Source organism: Achromobacter sp. 1L-A-4-B-C2, assembly GCF_057291955.1.
In genome coordinates, this window is record NZ_JBXAWP010000005.1 from 552,359 (window position 1) to 572,215 (window position 19,857).

15 protein-coding genes are annotated in these 19,857 nt (G+C 64.7%); 3 read left to right on the forward strand and 12 right to left on the reverse strand.

Annotated elements, in window-relative coordinates:
- The first annotated feature begins 215 nt into the window (after nucleotides 1-215).
- Nucleotides 216-641 (forward strand): OsmC family protein, encoded by a 426-nt coding sequence (locus tag AC0Z35_RS24515; RefSeq protein WP_046804685.1) that lies wholly within the window; start codon nucleotides 216-218, stop codon nucleotides 639-641.
- Between the two features lie 133 nt (nucleotides 642-774).
- A complete protein-coding gene (locus AC0Z35_RS24520; RefSeq protein ID WP_104144432.1) occupies nucleotides 775-2,064 on the forward strand; it encodes an Nramp family divalent metal transporter in 1,290 nt (429 codons plus the stop codon).
- A gap of 66 nt (nucleotides 2,065-2,130) precedes the next feature.
- On the opposite strand, the gene AC0Z35_RS24525 is transcribed toward AC0Z35_RS24520, so the two are convergent.
- Complete coding sequence (locus AC0Z35_RS24525; RefSeq protein ID WP_104144431.1) at nucleotides 2,131-2,352, reverse strand: XRE family transcriptional regulator; 222 nt, start codon at nucleotides 2,350-2,352, stop codon at nucleotides 2,131-2,133.
- A 181-nt stretch (nucleotides 2,353-2,533) separates the two neighbouring features.
- A complete protein-coding gene (locus AC0Z35_RS24530; protein ID WP_485132780.1) occupies nucleotides 2,534-3,151 on the reverse strand; it encodes a TetR/AcrR family transcriptional regulator in 618 nt (205 codons plus the stop codon).
- A gap of 155 nt (nucleotides 3,152-3,306) precedes the next feature.
- Here AC0Z35_RS24530 and AC0Z35_RS24535 point away from each other — a divergent pair, with 155 nt between their 5' ends.
- The gene (locus AC0Z35_RS24535) at nucleotides 3,307-4,590 is read left to right on the forward strand and encodes an MFS transporter (RefSeq protein WP_046804689.1); all 1,284 of its coding nucleotides are present in this window, start codon (nucleotides 3,307-3,309) and stop codon (nucleotides 4,588-4,590) included.
- Between the two features lie 115 nt (nucleotides 4,591-4,705).
- Here AC0Z35_RS24535 and AC0Z35_RS24540 read toward each other — a convergent pair whose 3' ends face one another.
- From AC0Z35_RS24540 to clpA, 10 genes are all read right to left on the reverse strand, one after another.
- Nucleotides 4,706-5,446, reverse strand: coding sequence for an ABC transporter ATP-binding protein (locus AC0Z35_RS24540; RefSeq protein WP_219990435.1), 741 nt, complete (start codon nucleotides 5,444-5,446; stop codon nucleotides 4,706-4,708).
- Nucleotides 5,443-6,246, reverse strand: coding sequence for an ABC transporter ATP-binding protein (locus tag AC0Z35_RS24545; protein WP_046804691.1), 804 nt, complete (start codon nucleotides 6,244-6,246; stop codon nucleotides 5,443-5,445). The genes AC0Z35_RS24540 and AC0Z35_RS24545 overlap by 4 nt, the downstream gene beginning before the upstream one ends.
- Nucleotides 6,243-7,331, reverse strand: a complete 1,089-nt coding sequence (locus tag AC0Z35_RS24550) for an ABC transporter permease subunit (protein WP_485132779.1) — start codon at nucleotides 7,329-7,331, stop codon at nucleotides 6,243-6,245. The genes AC0Z35_RS24545 and AC0Z35_RS24550 overlap by 4 nt, the downstream gene beginning before the upstream one ends.
- Nucleotides 7,328-8,257: a branched-chain amino acid ABC transporter permease gene (locus AC0Z35_RS24555; protein WP_006220267.1), complete on the reverse strand. Its 930-nt coding sequence runs from the start codon at nucleotides 8,255-8,257 to the stop codon at nucleotides 7,328-7,330. Before AC0Z35_RS24555 ends, AC0Z35_RS24550 begins: the two co-directional genes overlap by 4 nt.
- Before the next feature lie 158 nt (nucleotides 8,258-8,415).
- Nucleotides 8,416-9,561 carry a branched-chain amino acid ABC transporter substrate-binding protein gene (locus tag AC0Z35_RS24560; protein ID WP_485132778.1) on the reverse strand — a complete coding sequence of 382 codons (1,146 nt, stop codon included), beginning with the start codon at nucleotides 9,559-9,561 and terminating at the stop codon, nucleotides 8,416-8,418.
- A 256-nt stretch (nucleotides 9,562-9,817) separates the two neighbouring features.
- Nucleotides 9,818-13,639, reverse strand: a complete 3,822-nt coding sequence (gene putA / locus AC0Z35_RS24565; RefSeq protein WP_485132777.1) for a trifunctional transcriptional regulator/proline dehydrogenase/L-glutamate gamma-semialdehyde dehydrogenase — start codon at nucleotides 13,637-13,639, stop codon at nucleotides 9,818-9,820.
- 160 nt (nucleotides 13,640-13,799) lie between these two features.
- Nucleotides 13,800-14,465, reverse strand: coding sequence for a PqiC family protein (locus AC0Z35_RS24570; RefSeq protein WP_485132776.1), 666 nt, complete (start codon nucleotides 14,463-14,465; stop codon nucleotides 13,800-13,802).
- Between the two features lie 6 nt (nucleotides 14,466-14,471).
- Entirely contained in the window at nucleotides 14,472-16,136 is a 1,665-nt protein-coding gene (locus AC0Z35_RS24575) for a PqiB family protein (RefSeq protein WP_485132775.1), read from the reverse strand.
- A gap of 41 nt (nucleotides 16,137-16,177) precedes the next feature.
- The gene (locus AC0Z35_RS24580; protein ID WP_104144422.1) at nucleotides 16,178-17,521 is read right to left on the reverse strand and encodes a paraquat-inducible protein A; all 1,344 of its coding nucleotides are present in this window, start codon (nucleotides 17,519-17,521) and stop codon (nucleotides 16,178-16,180) included.
- A complete protein-coding gene (gene clpA, locus AC0Z35_RS24585; RefSeq protein ID WP_039884291.1) occupies nucleotides 17,521-19,833 on the reverse strand; it encodes an ATP-dependent Clp protease ATP-binding subunit ClpA in 2,313 nt (770 codons plus the stop codon). The genes AC0Z35_RS24580 and clpA overlap by 1 nt, the downstream gene beginning before the upstream one ends.
- Nucleotides 19,834-19,857: the final 24 nt, after the last annotated feature.

Here is a 19,857-nt window from a genome sequence, read left to right on the forward strand (position 1 = left end):
CTCTTGGGACGGTTGAAACGGATGCCGCTATTTTGCCTGATGGCCGTGGGCCGTTACATCGGCTTGCCGTTGCGCACCGGTGGATTCCGCGTCCGCCCCCCGGCATCGCCGTATCATCGTTCATGCCTTGCAAGGCAACGCACACCGCCGTCACCGGCGGTCGTTTTTTGCACCGGCCGCGCCACCACGCGCGCGCCCCCTCTACAGGAGTCACTATGAAGAAAACCGCATCCGCCGCCTGGTCGGGCGACTTGAAGACGGGCAAAGGCACGATCTCCACGCAAAGCGGCGCGCTCAAGGCCCAGCCCTATGGCTTCAACACGCGCTTTGGCGACACGCCGGGCACCAACCCCGAAGAGCTGCTGGGCGCGGCGCACGCAGGCTGCTTCACGATGGCCTTGTCCAACATCCTGTCCGAGTCCGGCCTGGTGGCCACCAGCCTGGACACCAAGGCGGAAGTGACGCTGGACAAAGTCGACGACGGCTTTTCCATCACCGCCGTGCACCTGACCGTGGAAGCCGTCATCCCGGGAGCCACCGCGCAGGCGTTCGAAGACGCCGCCCGCAAGGCTGAAAAGGGCTGCCCGGTGTCCAAGGTCTTGAACGCCAAGATCACCATGGACGCCAAGCTCAAGTCCTAAGCGCTGCGCCTGGCCAATGGCGCGTCCTGTCCCGGGCCGCGCCATTGGTCGGCCCTATCCCGGGCTTGGGCAAAATCAATTTGACGGTCTTCCAGCACTTCAAGAAAATGAGAACCATTCTCAGGAGTGCCGCATGACCGGATTCATCTACGCAATTTCTGGCGGCAAGGCCGCCTTGGCTCAGGACGCGCGCGTGTCGGCCAACCTGCGGCGCATGGTCGGCTCGGGCATTCTGGTGGCCGTGGGCTACATCGATCCGGGCAACTGGGCCACCGACATCGCGGGCGGCAGCGGCTTTGGATACGGCCTGTTGATGGTCGTCATCTGCTCCGCATTCCTGGCGCTGGGTTTTCAAATCCTGGTATCGCGCCTGGCGCTGGCCACCGGCCAAGACCTGGCTACGCTGACTGCCCGCCACCTGTCGCCGCGCTGGTCCAAGGCGGCCTGGCTGGCTGGCGAGGCCGCCATCCTGGCTACCGCCCTCGCCGAACTCATCGGCGGCGCCATTGCGCTGCGCCTGCTGTTCGGCCTGCCCTTGATCGCCGGCGTGGCGGTGACCGGCGTCGGTACGTTCGCGGTGTTGGCGCTGACGCGCGGCAATGCCGACCGCCACGAACGCGTCATCGCGGTGTTGCTGGGCGTGGTGGCCGCGTCATTCGTTTTCCTGCTGTTCAAGGCGAACCCCGCGTGGACCGCCGTGGCGCACGGCATGACGCAGACCGGCCAGGCGCTGCGCGACCCCCAAGGTTTCCTGATCGCGCTGGGCATCCTTGGCGCCACGTTGATGCCGCATAACCTCTACCTGCATTCCGGCTCGTTGGCCGAACGCGCGCAGTCCCTGCCAGCTTCGGCGCGCGACATGGCCATGCGCGTGGCGCGCAACGACACCATCGTGTCGCTGGGCGTGGCCATGCTGATCAACTCGGCCATCATGATCGTGGCGGCGGCATCGCTGTCCGGATCCGGCCTGATCGTATCCAGCCTGGACGACGCGCATGCCGTCATCGGCCACACGCTGGGCGTGGGCGCCGCCATCGTCTTTGCCGTTGCCTTGTATGCGGCGGGCCAAAGTTCGACGATTACCGGCGTGCTGGCCGGGCGCATCCTGTCCAAGGGGTTTCAGATTCGCAGCAACTGGTCGGACCGGCGCCGGGCGCTGGCCACGCGCTTGATCGCCGGCGCGGCGGCCGTCGGCCTGTTGATCTTCACCGGTGGCAAGGACCCCGACGAACTGCTGGTGTTAAGCCAGGTCATCCTGAGCCTGGCGCTGCCCTTTGCGTTGGGACCGCTGGTGGTGCTGGCCTGCCGCAAACAGGTGATGGGCGCATACGCGCTGCGCGGCGCCTGGGCCTGGGCCGCCGTCGGCGCCACCGTCGGCATCGTCATTCTTGATGGCTATCTGCTGATCGACATGATGGCTTGAAGCGGGCTTGCCCCCAAAAAAAAACGCCAGCATATGCTGGCGTTTTTTTAGCTGGCCCCGGGCGCTTCAGTGGCGGGCGGAGATCACCGGATGCTGCTGTCGGCCGGCGTCCATGTCGTGCAGGATTTCGCCGACCGCGCCGCCCAACGAGGCCATGCGCACCTTCAGGCGCAGCCACAGACCGCGGTTGAAGGGGCCGGACAAGGTTTCCGCTTTGACGGCCTCGCGGATCAAGGACCGCTCCAGCGCATCCGACATACGGGCATTTTTCAACGCGGTATCGCTCATGATTCTCTCCTTGAGAAAGCGCGATGTGGAACAACACAACTTCATGTTAGATCCGCGTTTGTTGCGTCGCAATAAAAACTTCAAGCATTTTTTTAATCGTTGCGCAATGGGGACAAACACCACCATTACGGTGCATGCGGCACCACATTAAGCACTAGTCTTGTGCAGCGCCCTCCTCCATTCAGCCGGCCCGATGCGCCTGGATCAGCTTGTCGGCCATGTCGGCGACCCGCGCCGCCGGGCCTCCTTCGCCAAACAGCTGGCTAGAGACAAACGCGCCCTCAATCAACAGCAGCAGGCCGTCCGCCAGGGCCGCGGGGTCTCGGGCGCCCATGCCCAACGCCATCTCGTTCAGGCGCCGGCGCAATTGCAGCTTGTGCTCGACGGCCACTGCGCGCGCGGGGTGTTCGGGTTCAGGGTATTCAACGGCGGCATTGGTCAGGCCGCAGCCGCGATACCCGTTTGCCACGGCGCGCGTCGCCAGCCCCGACAGATAATCCAGCAGCTGTGCGCGCGGATCGCCGGGATGCGCGGCGCAGGCGGCGTCGAAGCGGGCCCAGAATTCGGCGTCGTAGTCGCGCAGATAGGCCGCCGCCAATTCATCCTTGGACGAAAAGCTGCGGTACAGGCTGGGTTTGGTCACGCCGGCCCGGTTGACGATGGCATCAACGCCCACGGCGCGGATGCCGTCGCGGTAGAACATTTCGCGCGCCGTCTTGCGGATGCGGTCTGCCGCCAGTAGCGGCTTGGGGCCGGCTTTTGCGGTGGCGCCTGAGGCATTGGAAGGCTTGCTGGCCATGCTGGACTCCTGAAACGGAAGGCGGATGGCGTTCCCGCAACACGAGCGGACGGCCGCGCCTTCAAAAAACAAATCGCCGAAAAATCGCTTGACGATGTTACTGACCGGTACGTACTATTCGCTGATCCCAAACCAGATACGTACCGGTCAGTAACATGAGTATAGCCCAACCTCCGCTTCCCTTTCAGCGCGCCGGACAAAAGTACGCCTTTGTCGTGGTGGCCGTCATTTTCCTGGCCTTGCTGGTTTCCGCCGGTTTGCGCTCTACGCCCAGCGTGCTGCTGGTGCCACTAGAGGAAGCCTTCGGCTGGAGCCGCAGCTCGATCTCGTTCGCGGCGGCGGCTGGCATCTTTTTGTATGGCTTGGTCGGCCCCTTCGCCGCCGCCGCGATGGAACGCTTCGGCCTGCGCCGGGTGCTGATCAGCGCCCTGGTGCTGATGTCGGCCTCAAGCGCCGTCAGCGCCTACATGACCGAGCCCTGGCACCTGCTGATGACGTGGGGCGTGTTCTCGGGCCTGAGTTCCGGAGCGGTGGCCTCGGTGCTGGGCGCCACCATCGTGAACCGCTGGTTCACCAAGCATCGGGGTCTGGTAATGGGCTTGCTGACCGCCAGCACCGCTAGCGGCACGCTGGTCTTCCTGCCCGTGCTGGCCACGCTGGCCTCGTCCGGGGATTGGACGCGCGTGGTGTGGACGGTTGCAGCCGCCGCTGCCGCCATGGTGCCGCTGGCGTGGTGGTTGGTGCCCGACCGCCCGGCCAACGTCGGCCTGACGCCGTTCGGCAGCGACCCCGACGCGCCGCCCGCCCCCGTCGCGCCGCGCACCGGCATGTTGGCCGCCACCTTCGGCGCTCTGGCCCGGGCCTCGAAGACCCCCACATTCTGGTTCTTGTTCGCCACGTTCTTCATTTGCGGGTTCACCACCAACGGCCTGGTCGGCACGCATCTGATCGCCCTTTGCGGCGACCACGGCATGCTGGAAGTGCAAGCCGCCGGCCTGCTGGCGCTGATGGGCGTGTTCGATCTGGTCGGCACCACGGCATCCGGCTGGCTGACCGACCGCTACGACCCGCGCAAGCTGCTGTTTGTCTACTACGCCCTGCGCGGCCTGTCGCTGATCTACCTGCCCTATTCCGATTTCTCGTTCTACAGCCTGTCGATCTTCGCCATTTTCTTCGGCCTGGACTGGATTGCCACCGTGCCGCCCACCTTGCGGCTGACGACGGAAGCCTTCGGCGAACGCGACGCCGGCATTGTGTTCGGATGGATTGTCGCGGGCCACCAGCTGGGCGCGGCCAGCGCCGCCTGGATGGCCGGCGCGATCCGGGAAGCCCAGGGCAGCTACATGATGGCCTTTTTGATTTCCGGCGCCACGGGCCTGATCGCCGCGGTGATTGCACTGCGAATCGGCAAGAAGCGGGTGGTGCCTGTGCCCGCTTAAGATCCCTTAGGCCCGCTTAAGCCCACCTAGGCGCGTCAATTCGCATCCGCAAAAAAAAGCCCGGCATTCACATGCCGGGCTTTTTTTGTTGCGCACGGCAAAGCGCGCGTCGCCGTCAGGCCGGAGCGTCCTCGACTTCGCCCAGATACGCCGCCCTGACCTTGGGGTCGTGCAGCATCTGGTTGGCCGGCCCGGACAGGATGATCTCGCCCGATTCCATCACATAGCCGCGATGGCTGTTCTCCAGCGCCAGGCGCGCGTTCTGCTCGATCAGCAGAATCGTGACGCCCTCGCTGGCGATGGTGCGCACCACCTCGAACACCTTCTCGACCATCAAGGGCGCCAGGCCCATCGAGGGCTCGTCCAGCAGCAACAGCTTGGGGCGCGCGATCATGGCGCGGCCCATGGCCACCATCTGCTGCTCGCCGCCCGACAAGGTGCCGGCCGCCTGCTTGCGGCGTTCGGCAAGACGCGGAAACAGCGTGAACACGCGGTCGGTGTCTTGCCTGACCTGCGCGGCGTCGCGGCGAATGTACGCGCCCATGGCCAGGTTTTCTTCAATGGTCAGCTGGCCGAAGATGCCCCGACCTTCGGGCACCATGACCAGCCCGCGACGCACCAGCTCGTGCGACTTCTGGCCACCGATGGACTGCCCGTCGTAGACGATTTCGCCGCCCGCCAGCGGCACCAGGCCGCAGATGGCGCGCAGCGTCGTGCTTTTACCCGCGCCGTTGGCGCCGATCAGGCACACGAGTTCGCCTGCGTCCACGCGCAGGTCGATGCCGCGCACGGCACGGATGCCGCCATACGCGACTTGCAGGCCGCGCAATTCCAATAAGGGTTGGGATGCCGTCATGATGCCGGGCTCTCCTTGTGAATCTGCGGGTCTTGCGCGGCGCCCGCGCCCAGATACGCTTCAATGACCTTGGGGTCGCGCTGCACCTGAGCGGGCTTGCCCATGGCCAGCACCTTGCCGTATTCCAGCACCAGCACTCGGTCGCACAGGCCCATCACCAGCTTCATGTCGTGCTCGATCAGCAGCACCGTGACGCCGTCGTTGCGGATCTTTTCGACCAGCTTGCGCAGCACCACCGTTTCCGACGCGTTCATGCCGGCCGCCGGTTCGTCCAACGCCAGCAGCTTCGGGTCCGTGGCCAGGGCGCGGGCGATTTCCAGACGGCGCTGGTCGCCATACGGCAGCGAACGCGCAACGTCGTTGGCGCGATGGCCGATGCCCACGTAGTCCAGCAGTTCCTGCGCCCGCGCCTCGATGGCCGCTTCTTCAGCGCGCGTGCGGCGTGTGCGCAGCACCGCGCCGAACACACCCGCCTTCGTGCGCAGGTGCCGGCCGATCATCACGTTTTCAATTGCCGACAAATTCGCGAACAGCCGGATGTTCTGAAACGTGCGCGCCAGGCCCGCGTGGGCGACTTCGTGCGGCTTCTTGCCCGACATCGACTGGCCGTTGAACGTGCAGCTGCCGTCTTCCGGGATGTACAGGCCGGTCAGCACATTGAACAGCGTGGTCTTGCCCGCGCCGTTCGGGCCGATCAGGCCATAGATTTCGCCCTGCTCGATATCGAAGCTGACGTCGGACAGCGCTTGCAGGCCGCCAAAGCGTTTGCCCAGCCCCTGGGCTTGCAGCAGTTTGCTCATGCCGGGCCCCCTTGCGTCTTGGTGGACAGTTCACGCTTGCGCACCGCCGACGGCCACAGGCCGGCCGGGCGGAACAGCATGACGCAGACCATCGCCAGGCCGAACAACAGCATGCGGATGCCTTCAGGGTCCAGCACCACCGCGCCGAACACCATGTGCTGGAAGGGTTCCACCACAGCCCGCAGGAACTCCGGCAAGGCCGCCAGGATCAGCGCGCCCAGGATCACGCCCGGGATGTGGCCCATACCGCCCAGCACCACCATGCACAGAATCGAAATCGACTCCATCAGCGAGAAACTTTCGGGGCTGACAAAGCCTTGCATCGACGCGAACAACGCACCGGCCACGCCGCCAAAAGACGCCCCCATTGCAAACGCCAGCAGCTTGATGTTGCGCGTATTGATGCCCATGGCCTTGGCCGCGATTTCGTCTTCGCGGATGGCTTCCCAGGCGCGGCCGATACGCGAATTCTGCAAACGCACGCATACCACGATGATGATCAGCGTCAGCGCCAGCAGCAGGTAGTAGTACTTTTCCGGCCCGGTGAAGCGGATGCCCATCAAGGTCTCGGTACGCCCGAACGTGAATTCACCGACCTTGAACGGATCAATACGGTTGATGCCCTGCGGCCCGTTGGTGATGTTGACCGGCGCATTCAAATTGTTCAGAAAGATGCGGATGATCTCGCCAAACCCCAGCGTCACGATAGCCAGGTAATCGCCCCGCAGCTTCAAGGTGGGCGCCCCCAGCAGTACGCCGAACAGGCAGGCCACCGCCAGCGCAATCGGCAGAATCGCCCAGAACGGCAGGTGCAGCCCGAAATGCGGCGACGCCAGCAGCGCCCATGTGTAGGCGCCCACCGCGTAGAACGCGATATAGCCCAGGTCCAGCAGCCCGGCAAAGCCCACCACGATGTTCAGGCCCAGCGACAGCATCACGTACAGCAACGCGAAGTTCAGGATGCGCACCCAGCTTTGGCCGGCCATGCCGATCACAAAGGGCAGCACCGCCAGCACGACACCGATCAGCGCAATGCCGATCAGGTTGCGGGTCGACAGCCCGCTGTGTTTCAAGGAGGTATTCATGCCCGGTCTCCCACGCGTTCGCCCAAGAGGCCCGAGGGGCGGAAGATCAGCACCAGCACCAACACGAAGAACGCAAACACGTCCTGGTAATGGCTGCCCAGGAAGCCGCCCGTGATGTCGCCGATGTATCCCGCGCCCAGCGATTCGATCACGCCCAGCAACAGGCCGCCGACCATCGCGCCCACCATGCTGCCGATGCCGCCCAGCACCGCGGCGGTAAACGCCTTCAGGCCCAGCATGAAGCCCATGGTGTATTGCGACACGCCGTAATAGGTGGCCACCATCATGCCCGCCACGGCGGCCAACGCCGAGCCGATCAGGAATGCGGCAGAAATCACGGTGTTGATGTTCACGCCCATCAGCCCCGCCACCTCGCGGTTCTGCGCGGTGGCGCGCATCGCCGTGCCCAGGCGCGTCTTGTGCACGATGGCCAGCAGGCCGCCCATGATCAGCGCCGCGATCACCACGATGGCGATCTGTAGCGTGCTCATGCGCGCGCCGGCAAACTCGAACACGCGCGGCGACAGCACCTGCGGGAAGTTCAAGTAGTTGCGGCCCCAGGCCATCATGGCCACGTTCTGCAGAATGATGGACACGCCGATGGCGGTGATCAGCGCAGCCAGCCGGGGCGCGCGTCGCAGCGGCCGGTAGGCGACGCGTTCGGCCGTCCAGCCCACCGCCATGCACAGCGGCACGGACACCAGCAGGCCCACGCCCAGCACCACGAACGCCGACACGCCAGGGTCGCCGCCCACCAGTGAAATGGCGATTGTGGTGGCCGCCATGGCGCCGATCATGACGACGTCGCCATGCGCGAAGTTGATCAGCCCGATGATGCCGTACACCATGGTGTAGCCAAGGGCGACCAGGGCGTACACGCTGCCTAGCGTGACGCCGTTAATCAGTTGTTGAATGAAGATATCCATAGGGGCCGCGAAAATAAGCCTGGAAAAATCGCGCTGCAGCGGCCCGCGCCATGATGCATGGAACGCGGCGCTCGCGGCGACACGCCGAGCGGCGTGTGCGCAAAGCGTTGGCGGACGCCGGCAGCGCCGGCACGTCCGCCCTACGGGTTCAGCCGGCCTTAGTTGGCTTGGCTGACCATCGTTTCAACCATCTCCCACTTGCCGTTCTTGACTTCGTAGATGGTGACCGAGATTTCCTTCAGGTCGCCCTTGGCGTCGTAGGAAATGTGCTCGCTGGTGGCGCCCTTGCGGTCCAGCTTGGCCAGCACCGGCAGGTACTTCTCGGGCTTGGACGAACCCGCCTGTTCGATGGCCGTGATCATGTTCCAGGCGCCGTCATAGGCGTACGGCGCGTACACGCCCGGCGCCTTCTTGAAGCGCGCCTGATAGCGCTGTTCGAAGTCCTTGCCCGCGGTCATCTTGTCCAGCGGCACGCCGGCCAGCGAGGCGAAGGTGCCGTTGGCGGCGTCGCCGGCCAGCTTGATGAAGGTGTCGCTGCGGGTCATTTCGCCCGAGACCAGCGGCGCCTTCAGGCCCAGCGTGGCCAACTGGCGCTTCATCGGTCCGGACTGCGCGTCCAGGCCGCCGTAGAAAATGGCGTCGGGCGCCGCGCCCTTGATGTTGGTCAGGATGGCGGTGAAGTCGTTGGCCTTGTCGGTGGTGTATTCGCGGCGGACCACTTCGCCACCGGCGGCCTTGACGGCCTTTTCCACTTCATCGGCCAGGCCCTGGCCGTAAGCCGTGCGGTCGTCGATGATGGCGACCTTCTTGGCCTTCAGGTTCTGCACCATGAACTTGCCGACCGCGGCGCCCTGCTGGGTGTCGCTGGTCATCATGCGGAACGTGGTTTCGTAGCCTTGCTTGGTGTATTCCGGCGAGGTCGCCATGGCGATCTGCGGCAGACCGGCCTCATGGTAGACGCGCGACGCGGGAATGGTGGTGCCCGAATTGAAGTGGCCCAGAATGCCCACGACATCCTGGTCGACCAGCTGCTGCGCCACCTGCACGCCCACGCGCGGGTCGGCCTGGTCATCACGCGACACCAGCACGAACTTGGCGGGCTGGCCATCGACCTTGATGCCCTTCTTGTTGGCTTCTTCCAAAGCCAGGTTCAGCCCGTTCTGCATGTCTTCGCCGTAGTGCGATTGCGGACCGGTCAGGGGGGCGGCAAAGCCAAGCTTGATGTCGGCGGCCTGCGCGGCGGCCGTCATGCCCGCAGCGGCGATGCTGGCGGCGAGAAGCTTCAAAGTGGTGCGGAACTTCATGGGAAAACCCTCCGGGTATCGGGACAGTTGGCCTTGGTCTTAAGGCCTTGTTATACCTGAGCTTTTAGCCAGGCTTTTGGTTTTTTCTACTACCGCGAGCCGGGCTGTGGCCCGGTCCCGCGTATGCATTTTCTGCAAAGTCCGGATGTCGGGTTGCGACATCCGGACTTGAAGTGCGACCGGATTTTCGTTCCAGTGCAACCTGCCCGATATTGGAGATAACCCTCGGTCATCGAGGGTTACCCCTCGGTCACCCTTAGCCGATCGTCATGAGGCTGGCGTTGCCCCCGGCGGCGGCCGTATTGACGCTGATGGAACGCTCGGTCAAGAGGCGCTCCGGCACGTAGCTGGCGCCGGCCGCCAAGGCGTCGGACGTCAGGCCATGCACCGACAGGATGGCGCCCGGGCGCTGCGCGATGCGCTGGTTCAGCGCTTGCAGCGCGTCGCCATCGCCTTCGAACAGAACCGCCTGGTAGTCGGCCTGATCGACCTCATCGTCAGCCAGGATGCCGGCTTGCCCTTGTTGCTCGGCGTCCAGCGTGGCCAGCAGCGCCTGGGCAGCGGGCGTGTCCGCAAACCAGGCGTGGTTGCCGGTCAGACGGGCAACCGACCACTGCGCCCGCGCACCGGCTTCGGTGGCGGCCACGCAATACACGGCGCCACGCGGTTCGACCATATAGGTGTTGGTTTCACCCGTGGGGCCCGGCAGCGCGATGCGCTGGGGCAGCGGCGCGGCGGCGTCCAGCGCCGGTGGCAGGCCGGCCGGGCGCGTGCCCAGCAAGCGGTACATATACAGCGGGCCGCCCGCCTTGGGGCCGGTGCCCGACAGGCATTCGCCGCCAAACGGCTGCACGCCCACGACCGCGCCCACGATGTTGCGGTTGACGTAGACGTTGCCGGCATGCACCTGCCCCGTCACGTGCGCGATGGTTTCGTCGATGCGGGTGTGCACGCCAAACGTCAGGCCATAGCCGGTGCCGTTGATGGCATCCAGCAAGGCATCCAGTTCGTCACGCTTATAGCGCACCACGTGCAGCACCGGCCCGAACACTTCGCGCGTCAATTCGCTGATGTGGTCGATTTCGATGATGGTGGGCGGAACGAAGGTGCCGTGGCGGCATTCGCCGTTCAGTTCTACCTGGTCCACGCGATGGCCGGCGGTGCGCATCGTCTCGATGTGGCGCTGGATGCCGTTGCGGGCGTCGGTGTCGATCACCGGCCCGACGTCCACCGACAGGCGGTCAGGGTTGCCCACGGACAGCTCGCGCATCGCGCCGCGCAGCATCGTCAGCACGTGATCGGCGTTGTCTTCCTGCACGCACAGCACCCGCAGCGCAGAACAACGTTGGCCGGCCGAATCGAAGGCCGAGCTCAACACGTCGAACACCACTTGTTCGGACAGCGCGGACGAATCCACCACCATGGCGTTCTGGCCACCGGTTTCGGCGATCAGCGGAATGGTGTGGCCGTCGTCGTCCAGGCGGTCGGCCAGCGTGCGCGCAATGATGCGCGCCACGTCGGTCGACCCGGTGAACATCACGCCGCGCACGGCGGGGCTGGCAACCAGCTGCGCGCCCACGGTTTCGCCACGGCCCGGCAGCAACTGCACGGCGCCAGCCGGCACGCCGGCGGCGCGCAGAATGGCCACGGCTTGCGCCGCGATCAAGGGCGTTTGTTCGGCGGGCTTGGCCACGACCGTGTTGCCGGCGGCCAGCGCGGCCGCGACCTGGCCGGTAAAGATGGCCAGCGGGAAATTCCACGGGCTGATGCACAACACGGTGCCCAGCGGGCGGTGCGTGTCGTTGCTGAATTCGCGTTCGGCCTGGTCCGCGTAGTAGCGCAGGAAGTCCACCGCTTCGCGCACTTCGGCGATGGCGTTCGGCAGCGACTTGCCGGCCTCGCGCACGATCAGGCCCAGCAGCATCTGCATCTGCTCTTCCAGCAATTGGGCGGCGCGGCGCAGGCACTGCGCGCGTTCCGCCACGGGCGTGGATTGCCAGATGGGCGCGGTATTGGCGGCGGCGCGCAAGGCGGCGTCGGCCTCGTCCGCTTGCGCTTCGATCACGTGGCCAACGACATCGCGCAGGTTGGACGGGTTGCGCACTTCAACGGCGCGCGCCGCGTCCCAAGCCTGTTCGCCTTCGCCCAACATGGGGCCGGCGCGCCACGGCGTACCCGCGCTGGCCAGCAACGCGGCCGACAACGAGCCCAGACGGTGTTCGTTGGTGAGGTCCAGGCCGGCCGAGTTGGCGCGCGCCCCTTGTTGCAGATTGCCGTAGAGCTCGCGCGGCAGCGGAATCTTTTCGTGCGGCGCACCCAGCGGCACAATGCGCGACGCCGCGTCCACCGGGTCGGCCACCAGCGTTTCCACCGGAATGCTGTCGTCGCCGATCAGGTTGACGAACGAGGTGTTGGCGCCGTTTTCCAGCAGGCGGCGCACCAGGTAAGCCAGCAGCGTTTCGTGCGTGCCGACCGGCGCATAGATGCGGCACGGCCGGTTCAGCTTGCCTTGCGCCAGCGGGCCGACCACTTCGTCGTACAGGGGCTCGCCCATGCCGTGCAGGCACTGGAATTCGTATTGGCCGGGGTAGTAGTTCTGGCCGGCCAGCTGGTAGATGGCGGCCAGCGTGTATGCGTTGTGCGTGGCGAACTGCGGGTACACCGCTTCGGGTGCGCCCAGCAGCTTGCGCGCGCAGGCCAGGTAGGCGACGTCGGTGTACAGCTTGCGGGTGTAGACGGGGTAGCCTTCCAGGCCGTCGACCTGGGCGCGCTTGATTTCGCTGTCCCAGTAGGCGCCCTTGACCAGGCGCACCATGATGCGATGGCGGCTGCGGCGGGCCAGGTCGATCACGTAGTCGATCACGAACGGCGCGCGCTTTTGATAAGCCTGGATGACGAAACCGATGCCGTTCCAGCCTTCGAGTTCGGGCGCAAAGCAAAGCGCTTCCAGCAGATCCAGCGAGATTTCCAGGCGGTCGGCTTCTTCGGCGTCGATGTTCAGGCCGATGTCGTAGCTGCGGGCCAGTGCCGTCAGTGCCTTCACGCGCGGCAGCAGTTCAGCAATGACGCGTTCGCGCTGGCTGCGCGAATAGCGCGGGTGCAGTGCGGACAGCTTGATCGAGATGCCAGGGCCTTCATAGATGCCACGGCCGGCCGCGGCCTTGCCGATAGCGTGGATGGCCTGCTCATACGACGCGTAATAGCGCTCGGCGTCTTCGGCCGTGGTGGCCGCTTCGCCCAGCATGTCGTAGGAATAGCGGAAGCCGCGGGCTTCCATCTTGCGGTTGTTGGCCAGGGCTTCAGAGATGGTCTGGCCCGAGACGAACTGTTCGCCCATCATGCGCATGGCCATGTTCACGCCCTTGCGCACCAGGGGTTCCCCGCCCTTGCCGATCAAGCGGGTCAGCGCCTTGGACAGCGATTGTTCGCTGCTGACGGCCACCAGCTTGCCGGTGATCATCAAGCCCCAGGTGGCGGCGTTGACGAACAGCGATTGCGAGCCGCCCATGTGCGACTTCCAGTCGCCACGGGCGACCTTGTCGCGGATCAACGCGTCGCGCGTGGCGCGGTCGGGAATGCGCAGCAGCGCTTCGGCCAGGCACATCAGCGCCACGCCTTCCTGGCTAGACAGCGAAAATTCCTGGATCAGCCCTTCAACGCCACCACCACTGCGCTTGCCGCGCAGCTTCCTGACCAGGTCGGAGGCCATCGCGTGCACTTTTTCAAGATTGGGCACACGGGCCTGGCCCAGCAACAGCGGCACGCATTCGGGCTCGGGGCGGCGATACGCAGCGGTAATCGCGGCGCGCAGCACGGACTGCGGCTGCACGTCCTGCCCAAACTCGTAGAACGGCGGCGTGGGCGCGGCGGGCGCATCGCCCGTGTCGTCTTCCGTGCCGGCGTCCACGCCCAGGTGCGACATTTCGGCGGGCAGATGGCCACGCTCGATCTTGTCCAGATAAGAAAGGATTGCCTGCTTATGCAGCCAGTGGGGCGTGCAGTTGAGCTTGTTCGCGGCCGCCTTCAGGCGGTCGCGCAGTGCGTCGTCAACTTTGACGCCGAGGGTCGTGCTGGCCATAAGAGATTGCTTCCTGTCGCATGGCAAAGGTGATACTGGACTCGAACGAAACCCAGTATGGGTAGGACCGTATGCTAAACAGGTTGCAACCCGGCTTGTATTAAGGTTAACCCTAGGTTAACCGATTGACTTGGCGCAGGTTTACCGGGAAGCGCCCATGTCAGTCCTGGTCTTTCGGCGCGTCCTTCAGGGGCGAACATCCCAGCATCTGCACGGACGCCGAGCCCGCTGGGGTTTGACCGCGTATGGCGGACGCCATGACACCGGCTAGCGCCACGACGGCGTGCTGTTGGGCCGCGATCAGCGCCGGAATGCCCGTCTCGGACACCTTTTCGGTTACGACGCTGCGGCACAGCAAGCCCGTGCCCTTGGCATTGACGGGCCGGACGCGCCACGTGGCGTCCAGCTGCGCCATGCTGCCCGAGACCAGCTCGAAGCGTTGGACGTCGGTTTGCACCCGCCACACGGGCGCGCCCGGGCCAGGCTTGACCATCTGCACGTCCAGCGCGCCCAGTTCGCCCTTCAGGGCATCGGACAAGGCGCCACGCACCTCGTCGCCCAGCGGCGAACTCCAACGCTCGGAATACAGTGCCGATACGCTGCCGTCGCCCGTGCGCACCATCAACTGAGGCTGGTCGGCTTGTGTGGACAGGCTGACCGGTTGTACCTCGATCAAAAAGTCCGCGGAACCGGCGGGCGCGGCGGTGGACGGCGCGGTGGGCCCTTGCAGCGTGTAGTAGTGCACGGGCGGCGACGAGCCGCAGCCGGCCAGGGCGGCGCTCAGCACCAGCAAGGACAGGACAGGACGCAGGGAAGATAAAGTCATGATTCTTTAGTTCCTGACAGGGCCGGAGCCGGGAATCGGGTCTTTGCCACGGCCGCGCAGCAAGGCTTCGGGGTTCGATTGCAGGAAATCGGCCAATGCCCGCAACGAGCGCGCGGCGCGGCTCAGTTCCTGCATGGCCTTTTCGGTATTGACCGGCAGCGACGCGTCGGAAGCCAGCATCGAGTTGATGTTCGCCATGGATTCGCGGGCCTGCTTGAGCATGCCTTGCGCCTCCGGCGCCACCTGCTTGTCCAGCCGGTTCATCAGCTTGGACGTGCTGGCCAGGGTGGTGCGCAGATCCTCGCCAATCTTGTCGAACGGAATTTTCTCGATCTTGGCAACGATGTTGCTGACCTGCTGCTGCAACTGATCCAGGTTGCCCGGGATAGTAGGAATCACGGCGGGGTCGGACGGGGTGAATTCCACCGGCTTGGCATTCGGGAAGTTATCCAGCACCACGTACAGCTGGCCCGTCAGCAGGTTCGACGTGCGCAGCTGCGCGCGCAGCCCGTACTTGATCATCACGCCCAGCAGGCGGTTGCCGGCCTCGTCGCCGTCCTTGAGCGCGCGTTCGCGCACTTCTTCGTACACGCGGCCCAGGCGTTCCGGGTACAGCGTGGCGTCCACGATGGAATAGAAGCGCTTGGTGGCGGGGTCGAAGTCCAGATTGATCTGCGTAACGTTGCCCAGCGTGATGCCGTTGAAGTCGATGGGCGCACCGACGGTCAGGCCGCGAATCGACTGATCGAAGCGCATGCGGATCGGGAAGGCTTCGCCATCGGGGTTGGCCTTGGCGGCGGCCTCGGTGGGGTAAAGATCGAAGTGCGCGTCGGCCGGCGCGGCGGCGCTGCCATCGCGCACGCTTTGCACCGATTCGAATGCCACGCCGCCCACCGCCATCGACACCAGCGACTGCGTGCGTACCTTCAGGCCATCGGCGTTGACGCTGAAGTCCACGCCACTGGCGTTCCAGAAGCGCGTGCCGTTGGTGACGAACTTATCATTGGGCGCGTCGACAAACACTTCGACGTTGACCGCCGTGCCGGTCTTGTCGAGCTCGTAGCCGATGACGCGGCCCACATTGATGCGACGGAAATAGACCGGCGAGCCGATGTCCAGGGACCCCAGGTCCGACGCCTTTAGCATGAAGCGCTTGCCGGCCCGGTCGTGCGTGACGGCAGGCGGGATTTCCAGCCCTTCAAAGCTGAACTTGGTGGCCTTTTCCTCGCCGTTCTTGCCTTCCACCGCGTCCACGCCAATGTAGGCGCCCGACAACAAGGTACCCAGGCCCGATACGCCGCTGACGTCCAGACGCGGACGCACCACCCAGAAGTTGGTGCCTTCACGCGCCAGGTCCGACACTTCCTTGGCCAGCTCGGCCTTCACCACCACTTTGCTGCGGTCGGAATTAAAGCCGATGGACTTCACCGTGCCGATGTTCACGTCTTTGTAGCGCAGCTGCGTCTTGCCCACTTCCAGCCCTTCGGCCGTATTGAACGAGATCGAGATATCCGGGCCGGCCTGCATCCAGGTGCGTATGACAAGCGACATGCCCATCAGCGCAGCCACGATGGGCACCAGCCATATCCATGAAATCCGGCGTTTCTGCTTGCGCGAGATGGTCGGCGATTTGATCTTCTCTTCACCGCCGCCGGGTGCTTGGTCGGACATCTACTTTCCTTTTTCTTCTTGAGCGGGAACCACGGTTGTTGCTAGCCCACTTCCCTGCTTGTCACGGACGGCGCATGATGCGCCGCCTGGGCCGGATGCGCCCGGCCCTCGATCTCGGGCGCGTCGAAGTCGACGTCGACCTCGCCTTCAAGATCCCAACTGCGGCGCAGATCGAAGCTCATGGCCGCCAGCATGGTCAGGATCACAACGACGCCAAACGCCGCCGCCCCCGCGCCGGCGCTGATCTCCATCAGCCCTTGGAAATCGGCCAGCGCCGCCAGCAATATAACGACAAAAACATCCAGCATCGACCATTGGCCTATGAACTCGACCATCTGATACAAGCGGGTACGCGGCCGCAGATTGGTGGTGCTGCGCCATTGCTCGGTCAGCAGCAAGAGGATCAGCGCCAACAGCTTGGTCAGCGGCACGGCCACACTGGCGATAAACACGATCAGCGCAATATCCCAGGACCCCATCTGCCAGAGCTCGACAACGCCGCCAAGGATGGTATGGGCGCTGTCGCCCAACACCGAACTGACCTGCATGACGGGCAGGACGTTAGCCGGGATATAGAACACGACCGCGGCAAGCAGCAGCGCCCAGGTGCGCGCCAGGTGATCCGGCTTGCGGTAATGCACGATGGCGTCACAACGCACGCAGTGATGTTCTTCTTCGGGATCGGCATCGCGCGGCAGGGCCTGCACCTGGCCGCAGACATGGCAGCCGGCCAGCACGGTTTCCGGACCGCTTTCGGGAATATGCACGGGGGCCACGCCCGCCGTTTCGGCGTAACGCCACAGTACGTGCGGCGACAAGCGCCCCAGCATCGTCAGGAAAACAGTCAGCAGGCCGAAGGCGCCCAGGCCGATACCCGGTTGCACCGCCGCCATGCCCGCCAGCTTGACCACCGCGACCAGCACGCCCAGCAAAAACACCGGCACCATGCACCACGGCGAGAGGAAGCCCAGCAGACGCATGGCGCCACGGAACCCGACGGGCTCGTGGCCCCGGGACAAGGGGCCAAGCACCCACAGCAATACGGTCAGTTGCAGCAACGGCAAGGCAAAACCGGCCAGCCCCGTCATCACGGCGACCACCCAGTGGCCTTGGCGCCACGTAATGGAAATGGCGTCCAGCAGGGACGCTTCTTGCACCATGCCCTGCACGGACATGGAAGCGACCGGGTAGGCGTTAGCCACCCCGAAAACGATCAGGGCCGTGATGGCAAGCGCCAGCCAATTGGACAAAGTAAGCCCGCTGTAGCGCCACAACGTGGCCCCGCAGCGGGCGCAATTGGCGGTCTCGCCAGGTTCAAGCTGATGTCGGCGATAAACGCTTGCGCAATGTTCGCACTCGATCAGCGGCTGGCTGTCCGCGGTCATCAATCGATTAGTTCAACTTCCTGCTTGTCCGGCGCATCCGAAGACGGCGGTTTCCCGTTGTCGTCGAAGTCCAGCGTCACCTTGCCCGTGTCGTCCAGATCCACCGTAACCGAACCGCCGTCCACCAGCTTGCCGAACAGCAGCTCGTCGGCCAGCGCGCGGCGGATGGTGTCCTGGATAAGACGTTGCATGGGACGCGCGCCCATCAGCGGGTCGAACCCCTCCTTGGCAAGGTGTTCGCGCAGTTTCGTGGTGAACACGGCTTCCACGCGGCGCTCGTGCAGCTGATCTTCCAGCTGCATGAGGAACTTGTCCACCACGCGCAGGATGACCTCGCGGTCCAACGCGGCAAACGGGATGATTGCGTCCAGGCGGTTGCGGAATTCGGGCGTGAACATGCGGCGGATTTCCGCCATTTCGTCGCCCAGCATCCGCGAATTGGCAAACCCGATCGACGGACGGTTCAAGGTCTCGGCACCCGCGTTCGTCGTCATGATGAGGATGACGTTGCGGAAGTCCGCCTTGCGGCCGTTGTTGTCGGTCAGCGTGCCGTGGTCCATGACCTGCAGCAGGATGTTGAACACATCCGGGTGCGCCTTTTCGATTTCGTCCAGCAGCAGCACGCAGTGCGGCTGCTTGGTGATGGCTTCGGTCAAGAGGCCACCCTGGTCGAACCCGACGTATCCCGGAGGCGCACCGATCAGGCGCGACACCGCGTGGCGTTCCATGTATTCCGACATGTCGAAACGCAGCAGCTCGACCCCCAGCGTGAACGCCAGTTGACGCGCCACTTCGGTCTTGCCCACGCCGGTGGGACCGGACAACAGGAAAGCGCCGATAGGCTTTTCCGGCTTGCCCAAGCCCGAGCGCGCCATCTTGATGGCGGCGGACAAGGCATCGATAGCGCCGTCCTGGCCGAACACGACGGTTTTCAAATCGCGGTCCAGCGTGGCCAGCTTGCTGCGGTCGTCGTTGGAGACGGACTGCGGCGGAATGCGGGCGATCTTGGACACGATGTTCTCGATGTCCACCTTGCCGATCACCTTCTTCTGGCGCGAGCGCGGCAGCAGGCGCTGGGCCGCGCCGGCTTCGTCGATAACGTCAATCGCCTTGTCGGGCAGATGGCGGTCATTGATGAAGCGGGCTGACAACTCAGCGGCCGCCGACAATGCGGCAGCGGAATAGCGCACGCTGTGGTGTTCTTCAAAACGGCTCTTCAAGCCGCGCAGGATCTGCACGGTTTGCTCGACGCTGGGCTCCGGCACGTCAATCTTCTGGAAGCGACGCGACAGCGCGTGGTCTTTTTCAAAGACGCCGCGATATTCGGTATACGTGGTGGCGCCGATGCACTTGAGCTGACCCGAAGACAGGGCCGGCTTGAGCAGATTGGACGCATCCAACGTGCCGCCCGAGGCCGATCCGGCGCCGATCAGCGTATGGATTTCATCGATGAACAGGATCGCGTCGGGGTTGCCGCGGATCTGCTTGAGCACGCCCTTCAGGCGCTGTTCGAAATCACCGCGGTACTTGGTACCCGCCAGCAGCGCGCCCATGTCCAGCGAAAAGACCTGGGCGGCTTGCAAGATTTCGGGCACTTCGCCGCGCGTGATGCGCCAGGCCAGGCCTTCGGCAATGGCGGTCTTGCCCACGCCGGCCTCACCGACCAGCAGCGGGTTGTTTTTGCGGCGTCGGCACAACACCTGAATGACGCGCTCGACTTCGTGCTCGCGTCCGATCAGGGGATCGATGCGGCCCGCCAGCGCGGCGGCGTTCAGGTCCGTGGCGTATTGGTCAAGCGGCGACTGACGCGATTCGCCCTGCTCTTCACCGTTGGTCTGCTGCTCTTTCTGCACGGCGGCGGACTCCACCTGGGGCTGTTTGGTAATGCCATGCGACAGGAAATTGACCACGTCCAGGCGCGTGACGCCCTGCTGTTGCAGGTAGTACACGGCATGCGAGTCCTTTTCCCCAAAAATGGCCACCAGCACGTTTGCGCCCGTCACCGGTTTCTTGCCGGTGCCGCCTGCGGAAACATGCATGATTGCGCGTTGAATCACGCGCTGAAAGCCCAGCGTCGGTTGCGTGTCGACCTCGGCGCCGCTTGGAATCACCGGGGTGTTTTCCGAAACGAACTGACGGAGGTTGCGGCGCAAGTCGTCGAGGTTGGCCGCGCATGCGCGCAGAACCTCGACTGCCGAAGCGTTGTCGAGCAGCGACAGCAGCAGGTGCTCGACGGTAATAAATTCGTGCCGGGCCGAACGGGCCTCGACGAAAGCCATATGCAGGCTGACTTCAAGCTCTTGAGAAATCACGCTTCCTCCGTATTGCATCGAAGC